This window comes from Paenibacillus graminis (assembly GCF_000758705.1).
Classification (GTDB): Bacteria; Bacillota; Bacilli; order Paenibacillales; family Paenibacillaceae; genus Paenibacillus_AQ; species Paenibacillus_AQ graminis.
Window position 1 is genome coordinate 5,403,609 of record NZ_CP009287.1, and the last position, 11,572, is coordinate 5,415,180.

An 11,572-nucleotide genomic window follows, 5' to 3' on the forward strand; every position below is an offset into this window, starting at 1 on the left:
GTTCCATCTCCCCCTAGAATAGTGCTTGGATGGCCGGTCCAAGTATATCTGGACTTACACTTATATGAACTCGCTGAACATATTCTTTAGACGTTCCACCAAACCGGGCTTCTTCGCGGTATCCTGGCTTGGTACAGCGTTCTGCTTGTTTCGGTTGACCGTCTTTTTGTTGCCGCTTCCCCCGCCATTGCTGCGTCCCCGAAAGTTGCGGACAACATTATGCAGGATACCTACACCACCGGTGAAACCGGGGTCCCGGACACCGATATAATCAGGTACAGCAATGCGCACTGATGCTGCCAGCTCGGTTTGAGCTGCTTTCAGCACGCCTGGCATGGATACAGTCCCACCCGTTAGTATATAACCTCCGGGAAGCTCTGTGTAACCAAGCCGTTTTACTTCCTGGCGGATCAGATGAAAAATCTCCTGCACTCTCGGCTCGATAATCGCAGCCAAATCTTCCTGGTTGAACTCTTTTTCCACATTGCTGCCGATACGCAAAACCTTGAACACTACGTCAGAAGCAGCATCATCAATCCAGGCGCAGCCATATTTCAGCTTGACCTTTTCCGCCTGATCCGTAAGTGTCCGAAGTCCGTAGGCAATATCATTAGTTACAAATTCTCCGCCGATCGGAATCGTGGAGGTTGCACAAAGGGAACCTTCTTCATATACGGCTATCGTCGTTGAACCTGCCCCGATATCCACCAGTACAGCACCCATTGATTTCTCATCTTTGGAAAGCGCCAATCCACCGGCTCCCAGAGACATCAGCACAAGATCTTTAACTTTCAGCCCTGATTTCTCTACACAGCGAAGCAGATTATGTATTGGCGTTTTGGCTCCGGTAATAATCGTCGCCTCCACTTCCAGACGAACACCGATCATTCCGCGCGGATCCTGGATACCTTCTAGACCGTCTACGATATATTGTTTGGCGACAACATCAATCACTTCGCGTTCAGGAGGCAGTGCGATAACTTCAGCCGCCTTGATTACCCGGTCAATGTCATCCTCGCTGATTTCACGGTCCTCATTCTGAACAGCCACAACACCATGACTGGACTGCAGGCCGATATGATTGCCGGATATGCCGACATAGACCTCGGAAATTTGGATGCCAACCATTTGCTCCGCATGGTCTACAGCGCTCTTGATCGATTGTACGGTCTGGTCGATATCTACGATCGCACCTTTGCGTATTCCTTCTGAATCAGCAGATCCAACGCCAATAATATTAAAGGTTCCATTGGTAACTTCCCCAATTATTGCCCGAACTTTGGATGTACCGATGTCCAAACTAACAATGATGTCATTGTTGCTCAAGCCCTATGGCACCTCCTGATATGATCAAAATAAATGGTAAAGCCAGTAAAAAAGCTTGTTCCCGGTCAAGGGAAACTCCTCTGTACATATTCAACATACCTAATCCTTTCCCTCTTTTTTCTACAAATTTTTTGAATGGAATAATATAACAAGCATTCCGCATAAACATAGTTGCCTCCTAAAATCTGTAAAACAAGAAGACTATGCAGTAAAAATAAGTTTAATCAAGAAACACCATCCATATTTACGGCTTCAGTTCAAAAAATCCGCAGAAAAAAGAGGGATACAGCTTATTGCCCGTAAATCCGATTGTATCATTTTTCCCGCCTTAATAGTAGGGACTATTTACTCTTGTGCGTCCTGTTTATCCTCATTTGCTGCCTCTGCGTCCTGAAATGGGACATAGGAATCAGCTTCCAGCATTTTGATCAGTCCCGGCTCTTCAGTCTCGATAATCTGATTCAAATATTCCACCTTATTCTTAAGCAGGGAAATCGCTGTGATCACCTCAAAATGCGACCGTGTATAAAGTTTGATCCGGTCCGGAAAGGACAGCGTCGGCGAGGGAACGATCTCGGAAATATCACTTGTCAGCTCATTCGGGATGCCGGCGAGCGCCTGGCACAGCTTGCTCTTGTAGGGATCTTCTTCCTTCCAGCCTGTCAGGATGGGCTTCTCTACCGCGATTCCGGTTTCATTCACAGGAACGGCGGCGCCGCTGGACAAAATGGCTTCAAGTACACCGGCCTGGTCCAATTCATAAGCGACAGCAGGATATTCCTTAATGCTTATGGTGACTGTGCCTGGAAAACTTTTCACCACCGCAGCCTCCTGGATCGTTTTAAGCTTCTTGAGAGAATCCTCCACAGAAGTTTTGGAGACGGCAAAAAACTGTCCCCCTACCGCCAGCCCGCTTTGTGTCAGAAGTTCGTTCCGGGAGGTGTATTTGTTGCCTTCAAATTGAATCTCTGTAATGCGGCTGAGCGACGAACGGAAAAAAATCACGGCCAGCAGTGCGATGAACAGCAGCAGCAGAATGATCGTAACCTTCCGGCTCATTTTTTTGTTTGGCTTGTCCTCTTTAAGCAGAGGTAGACGGGTTTTAGGCATTCTCGTATCTCCGTAATAAGGCCCTGTCTCCTTCCTCGCAGCAAGCCGAAGGAGACAGGGAGCTTTAATTGGCCAAATCTAACGGACCCGGCACAGGTACTTTGCGGCTGATGCGCGCTCCAAGCTTCTGGAAGAGTTTTTCAATGCCATCATAGCCGCGGTCAATATGGTGGGCCTGCTCAACCACCGTAGTTCCATGAGCTGCGAGTCCGGCGATCACCAGGGCGGCCCCGGCCCGCAGGTCAGTTGCTTCCACCGTAGCTCCATATAACCTCTGCACTCCGCGGATGAAAGCCCGGTTCAGGTCAATGGAGATATCCGCTCCCATCCGGGCCATTTCTTCCACATGCTTGAAGCGACCTTCGAACACCGTCTCTTTAATGACGCTGAATCCGTCGGCCAGCGACAGCAGCACCATAACCTGGGACTGCAGGTCCGTAGGAAAGGAAGGATAGGGTGACGTTACAATTCTCTCAACCGCGCGCGGTCTTCCCATACAGCTGATATTAATTATATCATTGCAAACTGTAATTTGAACACCAGCCCGTCTGAGCACATGAATAAGCGACGTTAAATGACCGGCATTGGTATGGGTCAACGTCACATTGCCCCGGGTCGCGGCCGCAGCAATCATCACGGTACCGGCTACAATCCGGTCCGGAATCACCTCATAGCTGCAGGGATAGAGCTTTTTCACACCTTGAATGGTAATCGTATCGGTACCCGCACCAATGATCTGAGCTCCCATCTGGTTCAGAAAATTCTGCAGATCCTGGATTTCCGGTTCCCTGGCCGCACCCGATATCGTGGTGGTCCCTTCGGCCATGGCAGCGGCCATCATAATATTTTCTGTCGCTCCGACACTCGGATAATCCAGATGAACTTCGCTTCCCGTCAGCTTGGCTGCCCTGCAGGAAATCCGACCATTAGACTCCTCAATCTCCGCACCAAGCTGTTTGAGCCCCTGCAGGTGAAGATCGATCTTGCGTTCGCCAATCGCACAGCCTCCAGGCTGATAAATCGTCACCTCGCCGAATCTGGATAGCAACGGTCCCATCAGAAAAATGGAGGATCTCATCTGCCGCATCAGATCCTCTGGAACATGAGATGTGCCTAAGGGCGAAGTATCAATCGTTACTGTCTCTTCTTCATGGGCACACCTGCACCCCAGCCGTTCCAGAATGTTCAGCATCGTTTCGATGTCCAGCAGCTTCGGCACATTGTGCAGTGAGTGAACTCCTTCGGCCAGCAGGCTAGCCGCCAGAATCGGCAGTGCCGCATTTTTTGCTCCATGGATACGTATGGTGCCTGACAGGGGATTTCCACCCTCAATCACCAATTTGTCCAATGTATCACCTCCGAGATTACCGCTCACCCACCACTGGGCACTTCCCGAACAAGAATCAATGAACGGTCAGGTAAGCTCCCTGTCCTGCATTCATGGACTAAGAAGTGCTCTGGGTGATTGTCACGATTATAGGATTATCCTATGTTCGTGGCCCCGGGTGTGTGACAGAGAAGCGCAGGGGTCAGGAAACACCTTCCAGCCGGAGGATCAAGACGTTCCTTACTGCTTCCGTTTTGCCGCCAGTCTACGCAGCTCGCTCACAACAAGGGCAGCGGAATCCCTTTTGCCCAGACGCCGGGAAGCTTCCGACATCTGTCTGCGCACAGACTCTGCACCGATAATCTTCTGGACGGCTTCCATCAGGGACTGGCCGTTCAAATCCTTCTCAAGCAGCACAACTGCCGCGCCTTCACGTTCCAATTGCCTTGCATTCGCTTCCTGGTGGTTATTTGTCACGTTAGGGGACGGGATGAGAACGGAGGGGATGCCAAGTGCTGTAATTTCAGCAAGAAAAGAAGCGCCCGCCCGGTTCACGATAAGTGAGGTGCAAGCCAGCACCTCAGGCATATTGTGGACGTAAGGAAGAAGATGCAGCCAGCTCGGCTCACTGCCCAGCTTCTCACGCAGCGCTTTGCGGGTTTCTTCGAAATAAGCTTCACCGGTCACATATACATAGTGGACACCATTACCCTTACCCACAAAGGGGGCCATCTCAATCATCGCCTGATTAATCGCCCGGGCTCCGCCGCTACCGCCTACCATAAGCACAACTGTGCTGCCCTCGGGAATACCGAGCGATGCAAAGCCGCGCTGGGGGCTTGCAGCAGTGACCGTAGTCGCCCGGGGATTGCCGGTGTAAATGACATGTTTGCCTCCGGGAAAAGCCGATTCTGTTCCTTCAAAGCTGACAGCAACCGTATCGGCGTAACGGCTTAGAAAACGGTTTGTCAGCCCCGGAATTGCGTTCTGTTCATGAATCAGCGTAGGAATGCCAAGCTTGGAGGCCGCATAAACGACCGGTCCGCACACATAACCGCCTGTGCCTATCACGACATCCGGCTTGAATTCCCGGAGCATTTTTTTGGAGGCTTTGACCCCTTTCAGGAAACGCAGCACCGTCTTCACATTGTCCATGGAAAGCTTGCGGCGGAAGCCGGTAATATCTATCGATTGAAACGGGAGATTCTCATTTGGAACCAGCTTGCTCTCCAGACCCCGCTTTCCGCCAATATACAGGAAGGCCGGATCTTTTTCTTCTGCTTGAAGCTGCCTGGCAACGGCGACAGCGGGATAGATATGTCCCCCTGTGCCGCCGCCGCTTAATACGATACGCATGTCTTTCACCTCGCATAACGGGATAGGTTGAGTAAAATGCCGAGTGCCGTGAGCATCAATGTCAGCGATGAGCCGCCATAGCTGATCAGCGGAAGCGTGATGCCGGTAACCGGCATGAGGCCGATGACGACGCCGATGTTGATGACGACCTGAACAGCCACCATACAGACGATGCCAACCGCCAAATAGCTCCCGAAACGGTCCGGAAGGCTCATCGCCACCTTCATGCCCCGCCAGATCAGGATCAGAAACAGGAGCAGCACGATCAGGCCTCCGATGAACCCAAGCTCCTCAGCCAATATGGAAAAAATAAAATCGGTCTGCGGCTCCGGCACATAGCTGTACTTTTGCCGGCTCATGCCAAGCCCCAGTCCGCCAAGTCCCCCCGGGCCAATCGCATAAAGCGACTGGATAATCTGGTAGCCGGCGCCCAGCGGATCGGACCAGGGGTCCAGAAACGCCGTAATCCGCTGCAGGCGGTAAGGTGCAGCAGCAACCAGCGCCGCAAAACCAGCCACACCCAGAGCGCCTAGGGACAGCAGGTGCTTCATCCGTGCGCCGGCTGTAAAAACCATCATCAGGGCGGCTCCAAACATGACGGTGCCTGTCCCCAGGTCCGGCTGCAGCATGATCAGCGCAAAGGCCGAGCCGATCAGCGCCAGCGGAGGCAGCAGCCCCCGGGTGAAGGTCGAGATATCATAATCCTCCTTGCCCAGCCAGTTGGCCAGATACAGAATCATCCCCATCTTCATGAATTCGGAGGGCTGAATCCCGAAGGAACTGATGCCGAGCCAGCTGCGGGCTCCGCCGCGCACAACGCCGATGCCGGGAATCAGCACCATGATGAGCAGAATGAAGCAGACAATCAGCGCCGGTCTGGCAAACTTCTTCAGCACCAGATAATCGGTGTTCGCGGTGACGAACATTGCGCCAAGCCCCAGCGCCGCGAACAATAGCTGTCTTTTGACAAAATAAAACGAATCGCCATAATTGCGGAAGCCCAATACGGACCCTGCGCTGTAGACCATCACCATGCCGATGGCCAGCAGGGACAAAATAACCATCAGTATCCAGATATCGGGCGCATGACGGGATTTGTTCATCAGGAGCACACCTCTTGCCTCGGTAGTAGGGGCTTATCCACCCCCCTACTTAAAGGTTATGCACCGCCTCTTTAAAAATACGCCCGCGCTCCTCATAGGATGTAAACATATCCCAACTGGCGCATGCAGGAGACAGGAGCACGATATCTCCCGCTTCCGCCAGAGCGGAAGCCTCCCGCACGGCTTCTTGCAGCACGGCGGCGGCGCTCTCCCCATTATCGACGGAGATAATGCGCTTTACTCCTGCCATGCCCGCTACGGCTGCCAGCTTGTCCTTGGTCTGCCCCAGCGCCACAAGGGCTTTGATACCGCCGAGGACAGGCAGCAGCTCCATATAGTCGGAACCGCGGTCCAGCCCGCCGGCAATCAGAACCACCGGCTTCCGGAAGGAAGCCAGCGCCATGGAGGTCGCTTTGGAGTTAGTCGCTTTGGAGTTGTTGTAATACGCAGCTCCCGCTTTATCCGCCACATACTCCAACCTGTGCTCCACGCCTCTGAAATTTGCCAGCACTTCCGCCAGCCCGGCAGGGTCTGCACCTGCAGCGATGGCTATCCCGCAAGCAGCCAGCGCATTCTCCACATTGAAACGGCCCGGCAGGCCGATCGAATCAACAGCGGCAATTTCCGTCTCACTCTCGGAATAATCCCGGTAGACAATCATCCGCTTAAGCCCATCATCGGTATCCGGAACAAAGGCAGGACGGACAAAGACCCCCTGAACCAGTTCCTCAGTCATGGAGAACGGGAGAATTGCCGCCTTGATATAAGGAACCAGCTCCCGGCAGACAGGATCATCCCAGTTCAGCACCGCAGTATCGCTTGGCTCCTGATTGGCAAACAGCTTGGCCTTGGAGGCGATGTAATCCTCCATTCCCCCATGATAATCCAGATGGGTCTCTGCCACATTCAGCAGACAGCCCACCTTAGGACGGAAAGCTTTCGTGCCTTTGAGCTGAAAGCTGCTAAGCTCGACAACCATCCAGTTGTCTGCGTGAGCCTCCTGTGCGGCCTGGCAGAGGGGTGTGCCGATGTTCCCGGCCACGATAGGGCTCATTCCCGCAGCGTCCAGCATACGGCCCACCCAGGTGGTTGTCGTCGTCTTGCCGTTCGAACCGGTAATGCCAATCATTGGCGCTGCGCACAGGTGGTAGGCTACCTCCACCTCGGTCACTACCTCGATGCCCAGTTCCAGCGCTTTTTGAACAGGAGGCACGGAATAGGGAATCCCCGGGTTCTTAACCACAAGGCTCACGCCCGGATGAATCAATCCCTCCGGATGACCGCCGCATATAACAGAAATTCCCAAAGACTCCAGTTCGGAAGCTTCGGGACTTTGATCTCTTTCTTTTTTGTCGTTAACCGTTACGGCCGCGCCGCGCTCATGCAGCACCTTGGCCACCTGGACGCCGCTTTTGGCCAGGCCCAGGACGACCACTTCTTTACCGCGGTATTGATCTGGATGCTCCATTCATTACAACCCCTTGCTCAAGATTAATCCAACTGCCGCCAGCACCAGGCTAACCGCCCAGAAGGAAACGACTACCCGCCATTCCGACCAGCCGCCAAGCTCAAAATGATGATGGATCGGGCTCATGCGGAAAATGCGTTTGCCGCGTGTTTTGAACGAGGCAACCTGCAGTACGACAGACAGCATTTCAATAACGAACACACCGCCGATTACAACAAACAGCAGCTCGCTTTTGGTGACAATGGAAATTGCCCCGATAGCCCCGCCGATCCCGAAGGAACCGAAATCACCCATGAATACCTTCGCCGGATGCGCATTGAACACCAGAAAGCCAAGAACCGCCCCGATCATTGCCGCCGCACAGACACCAGCCGCAATCGAGGTAACCTGCATTGCCACCACGGCAAAGGCAGCGAGCGCAATCGCGCTGACGCCTGACAGCAGCCCATCTACACCATCGGTAAAATTCACGGCATTTGTTACAGCCATCATCATGATGATAATGAACGGATAGTAAAACCAGCCGCCCCAATCGAAGCTGATGGACGTGCCCGGGATACTGATGCCGGTATTATGCCCCGCGTTAATCAGCAGTCCGCACATCACCGCTCCGACCAGCAGCTGGCCCAGCAGTTTCTGGCGCGGCGTCAGCCCCAGGGAACGCTTGAAGGCAATTTTGATATAGTCGTCCAAGAAGCCGATCAGCCCATAGCCAAGCGCAGCTACCAGGAGAACATAGAAGTCAGAATTCACGACTGAAAATTTCAAAAAAGACAAGGTGAAGGCCACCATGATGATGATCCCGCCCATCGTTGGTGTCCCGGCTTTTTTCAAATGGGTTTGTGGTCCGTCGTCACGGACCTGCTGTCCGAATTTCATCCTCCGCAGCAGCGGAATAAAGAGCGGAGCGGCAATGACCGCAAGGATAAAGGACACAGCAATAGTCAGCAGAAGTAGTTGATAATCCATGGGTACACCCCCTCCATTAGTTTGGTTCTGTCTGAGAATGGTCATTCAGGCTGTGCAGTACTTCCTCCAGGCGCATTCCCCGGGAAGCTTTGAACAGCACAACATCCCTGGGATCGATTTGGCCGGTCAAGGCTGCCGTAAGCTCCTTTTTATCCGTAAAAGCAAACACGCGTTCAGGACCAAACCGTTCTTCCGCCTTCCGGGCGATGTGCGCAGAAAGAGGGCCAAAGGTAAATACCAGGTCTGTTTGGGCAGGATCAAGGTAACTGCCGATCTCCTCATGAAAAAGTGCCTCATCCGGCCCAAGTTCCAGCATGTCCCCGAGCACAGCGATTCTTTTGCCGACGCATTTCATGGCCTGCAGCACATCAATGGCTGCTCTCATCGAGGTAGGGCTTGCATTATAGGCGTCGTTCAGCATAGTCAGACCTGAAGCCGCCTGCATCATTTCAATCCGCATCCCGGTTAGCTTAAGCTTGCTTAAGCCCTCTTCAATGTTATCCTCTGATATACCGAAGTGGCGGGCAACCGCCAGCGCTGCCAGAGCATTCACCACGTTATGCTGCCCGGGAAGCGGCAAGGTGAGGGCATGCTCCGCATGAAGATGGGAAGTAAAGGTCATCCCCCCCATATGCGTCATCATCCCTGTCGGGAAGTCGGCATTGTCAGGAGACAAGCCAAAGCGGAAGGTTCTCATCCCCTCCGGGGCACGGAACGCAGGCTCTGCAATAACTTCAGCAAGCAGCGGTTCGTCACCGTTATAAATCAGGAGGCCTCCCGGCTTCAGCCCTTCGGCGATTTCCAGCTTGGCCCGGGCAATTTCCTTGCGGGAACCGAGCTGCAGCAAATGGGACTCGCCTACATTGGTAATGACAGCCACATCAGGCGGCGCCAGGGAAGCCAGCAGCGCAATCTCTCCGCGCGAGCTCATCCCCATTTCCAGTACAGCGATCTGAACCTCCTCGCTCATGGAGAGAATCGTCAGCGGCAAACCGATATGGTTATTGAAATTGCCTTGGGTCTTGTGAACTTTGTATTGTCTCTCCAGCAAGGCTGTGATGATATCCTTCGTGGTTGTCTTCCCGTTGCTGCCGGTAACAGCGACCACCTGGGGAGCGATTTGGCTTAAATAAGCGGAGGACAGCTTCTGCAGGGCAGTGAGCGTGTCATCCACCAGGATCACACTGCCATTCTCAGGAGCTGCACCTTTATCCCGCTGCCATAAGGTGGCGGCGGCGCCTGCCGCCAAGGAGGCGGCACTATAGTCATGCCCGTCAAAATGATCCCCAATCAGCGGGATGAACAGACAGGCAGGCGTAATTTTGCGGGAGTCGGTAACGACTCCCGCAATTCTCTTATCCATATCATAAGCGGAGGACAGCTCTCCTCCGCACATGGCAGCGATGTTTCGCAGCGTTCTTGTAATCAATAGCTTCGGCCCCTTATAACTTCTTTGGCGACGACGCGGTCATCGAAATCATGAACCACCCCGCCGATCAGCTGATAGGTCTCGTGACCTTTCCCCGCAATCAATACTACATCGCTGGGGCTTGCCATTTCAATAGCTTTTCTAATGGCTTCCCGGCGGTCTACAATCATGTCGTAGCGGTCCTGGGCCACTCCATCTTCCTGCAGGCCTGCTTCAATATCTTTCAGGATCCGCTGCGGATCCTCGGTGCGCGGATTGTCTGAAGTCACGAAGACATGATCACTGTATTTTGCAGCAATTTTGCCCATCAGCGGACGTTTGGTCGTATCTCTGTCCCCGCCGCAGCCGAAGACGGTAAGCACCTTGCCGGCGGCAAACTCGCAAACCGCCCGCAGCACATTTTCCAGTCCATCCGGGGTATGGGCATAGTCTACAATCACTGCGAAGTCCTGGCCTTCGTCCACTGACTCCACACGTCCGGCCACTCCGGCTACCGACTCAAGGCTGGCCTTGATCTCCAATAGCGGCACATCCTCCAGCAAAGCGGCGGTAATTGCCGCCAGTGCATTATACACATTGAATTTGCCGACCATCCGCAGTGAAATGTCAGCCTCTCCCTTAAACGTATCCACGTGGAAATAAGTTCCTTTGGAGGTGATGGAAATTTGCGAAGCCCGGACATTCGCCGGACTGTCGATGCCGTATGTAATGATCTCTGCGGCAGTTTGTGCGGCAAAATAGGCGCTTGCCTCGTCGTCCGCGTTCAGCACGGCATATTTGCGCTCCTCTTTCCAGGGAGAAATTATGTTCCCGAGCCGGGAAAAAAACAGCCCTTTGGCCGCGCAGTACTCCTCCATCGTATGATGGTAATCCAGATGGTCCTGGGTCAAATTGGTAAATATAGCGGTGCGGTAATCTGTCCCCTTCACCCGCCCCTGCTGGAGCGCATGAGAGGAGACCTCCATCACACAGCACTGTACGCCTTTTTGGACCATATCGCTTAGCGTACGCTGCAGCTCAAGTGATTCCTGTGTGGTTCCTGAGGCAGGAAAGGTCTGTCCGTCATAGCGCATCTGTATCGTTCCAATCAGACCCGTCTTGATGTTCTGATCCTGCATAATGCGCTCAATCAGATAGGTAGTTGTCGTCTTGCCGTTCGTGCCGGTTACGCCGATCATTCTCATCCGGCTGCTCGGTGAGCCAAAAAAAGCATTCGACAATACAGCCATCGCAAACCGGCAGTCATCCACCACAATCTGCGGCAGATCGATTTCAAGCCTGCGCTCACAGACAAGGGCAGAAGCGCCATTCGCGGCAGCCTGCGGGGCAAAATCATGCCCATCCACCGTAAAGCCCGGCAGGCAAATAAACAAATCACCGGGCTTGACCCGGCGTGAATCCGCCTGAAGGCCCGTAATCTCCGTTTCTCCATTCCCGTATAGACGCGAAGCCGCAAGACAAGAAGAAAATTCATTTACTTTCAT

The 11,572-nt window shown here is 53.4% G+C and carries 10 protein-coding genes; all 10 read right to left on the minus strand.

Features of this window, described 5'->3' with window-relative positions:
* Positions 1 to 60 precede the first annotated feature (60 nt).
* The 10 genes from ftsA to PGRAT_RS23425 all read right to left on the minus strand — a co-directional run bounded on the left by ftsA (position 61) and on the right by PGRAT_RS23425 (position 11,572).
* Complete coding sequence (gene ftsA / locus PGRAT_RS23380; RefSeq protein WP_025707237.1) at positions 61 to 1,326, minus strand: cell division protein FtsA; 1,266 nt, start codon at positions 1,324 to 1,326, stop codon at positions 61 to 63.
* A complete protein-coding gene (locus PGRAT_RS23385) occupies positions 1,313 to 1,495 on the minus strand; it encodes a hypothetical protein (protein ID WP_025707236.1) in 183 nt (60 codons plus the stop codon). The genes ftsA and PGRAT_RS23385 overlap by 14 nt, the downstream gene beginning before the upstream one ends.
* Positions 1,496 to 1,671: 176 nt before the next feature.
* Positions 1,672 to 2,436, minus strand: a complete 765-nt coding sequence (locus PGRAT_RS23390; protein ID WP_025707235.1) for a cell division protein FtsQ/DivIB — start codon at positions 2,434 to 2,436, stop codon at positions 1,672 to 1,674.
* Between the two features lie 64 nt (positions 2,437 to 2,500).
* Complete coding sequence (murA, locus tag PGRAT_RS23395; RefSeq protein WP_025707233.1) at positions 2,501 to 3,784, minus strand: UDP-N-acetylglucosamine 1-carboxyvinyltransferase; 1,284 nt, start codon at positions 3,782 to 3,784, stop codon at positions 2,501 to 2,503.
* A 219-nt stretch (positions 3,785 to 4,003) separates the two neighbouring features.
* A complete protein-coding gene (gene murG, locus PGRAT_RS23400; protein ID WP_025707232.1) occupies positions 4,004 to 5,119 on the minus strand; it encodes an undecaprenyldiphospho-muramoylpentapeptide beta-N-acetylglucosaminyltransferase in 1,116 nt (371 codons plus the stop codon).
* A gap of 5 nt (positions 5,120 to 5,124) precedes the next feature.
* Complete coding sequence (spoVE, locus tag PGRAT_RS23405; protein WP_025707231.1) at positions 5,125 to 6,222, minus strand: stage V sporulation protein E; 1,098 nt, start codon at positions 6,220 to 6,222, stop codon at positions 5,125 to 5,127.
* Between the two features lie 49 nt (positions 6,223 to 6,271).
* Complete coding sequence (gene murD / locus PGRAT_RS23410) at positions 6,272 to 7,690, minus strand: UDP-N-acetylmuramoyl-L-alanine--D-glutamate ligase (protein WP_025707230.1); 1,419 nt, start codon at positions 7,688 to 7,690, stop codon at positions 6,272 to 6,274.
* A 3-nt stretch (positions 7,691 to 7,693) separates the two neighbouring features.
* Entirely contained in the window at positions 7,694 to 8,659 is a 966-nt protein-coding gene (gene mraY / locus PGRAT_RS23415; RefSeq protein WP_025707229.1) for a phospho-N-acetylmuramoyl-pentapeptide-transferase, read from the minus strand.
* A 16-nt stretch (positions 8,660 to 8,675) separates the two neighbouring features.
* Complete coding sequence (locus PGRAT_RS23420) at positions 8,676 to 10,088, minus strand: UDP-N-acetylmuramoyl-tripeptide--D-alanyl-D-alanine ligase (RefSeq protein ID WP_042267289.1); 1,413 nt, start codon at positions 10,086 to 10,088, stop codon at positions 8,676 to 8,678.
* Entirely contained in the window at positions 10,085 to 11,572 is a 1,488-nt protein-coding gene (locus tag PGRAT_RS23425) for a UDP-N-acetylmuramoyl-L-alanyl-D-glutamate--2,6-diaminopimelate ligase (RefSeq protein ID WP_025708375.1), read from the minus strand. The genes PGRAT_RS23420 and PGRAT_RS23425 overlap by 4 nt, the downstream gene beginning before the upstream one ends.

What these genes read in the sequence shown, in the direction of transcription:
- PGRAT_RS23385 (WP_025707236.1), bottom strand. Translation starts at nt 1,495, where the DNA reads ATGTTTATGCGGAATGCTTGTTATATTATTCCATTCAAAAAATTTGTA.
- mraY (WP_025707229.1), bottom strand. Translation starts at nt 8,659, where the DNA reads ATGGATTATCAACTACTTCTGCTGACTATTGCTGTGTCCTTTATCCTT.
- murD (WP_025707230.1), bottom strand. Translation starts at nt 7,690, where the DNA reads ATGGAGCATCCAGATCAATACCGCGGTAAAGAAGTGGTCGTCCTGGGC.
- PGRAT_RS23390 (WP_025707235.1), bottom strand. Translation starts at nt 2,436, where the DNA reads ATGCCTAAAACCCGTCTACCTCTGCTTAAAGAGGACAAGCCAAACAAA.
- spoVE (WP_025707231.1), bottom strand. Translation starts at nt 6,222, where the DNA reads ATGAACAAATCCCGTCATGCGCCCGATATCTGGATACTGATGGTTATT.
- PGRAT_RS23425 (WP_025708375.1), bottom strand. Translation starts at nt 11,572, where the DNA reads ATGAAAGTAAATGAATTTTCTTCTTGTCTTGCGGCTTCGCGTCTATAC.
- murG (WP_025707232.1), bottom strand. Translation starts at nt 5,119, where the DNA reads ATGCGTATCGTATTAAGCGGCGGCGGCACAGGGGGACATATCTATCCC.